Source organism: Acidovorax facilis, assembly GCF_023913775.1.
GTDB classification, from domain to species: domain Bacteria; phylum Pseudomonadota; class Gammaproteobacteria; order Burkholderiales; family Burkholderiaceae_C; genus Acidovorax; species Acidovorax facilis.
The window spans coordinates 1-249 of the sequence record NZ_JAMXAX010000403.1 but is presented as its reverse complement, the minus strand read 5'-3'; the positions used below and the strand labels follow the sequence as shown (position 1 = coordinate 249).

Annotated in this window: 1 pseudogene; it reads left to right on the top strand. The window is 61.4% G+C overall.

The features are described 5' to 3' along the window. Window positions 1–5 precede the first annotated feature (5 nt). Window positions 6–68, top strand: a pseudogene (locus NFX52_RS31450) (hypothetical protein); the annotation flags it as partial. Between the last annotated feature and the right edge of the window lie 181 nt (window positions 69–249).

Sequence of the window (249 nt, the reverse complement as noted above, 5' to 3'; positions counted from 1 at the left end):
GGTGCCTGGCGCATGCGCGCCGCAAGTTCGATGAACTGGCCAAAGCTCATGCAAGCCCGGTAGCTGCACAGGCCATCCAGCGCATGGCCGCGCTGTACCGAATCGAGCAGCAAGCGCGGGAGATGACCTTGCCCCTGTTTCGTGTAGTTCTTAACCCACGATTCACGCGGCCTTTTTGCGCTGTGCCTCGTACCAGCGTTGTTCGTACTGCATCGGGCTGAGGTAGCCCAGCGAGGAATGCAGCCTGCG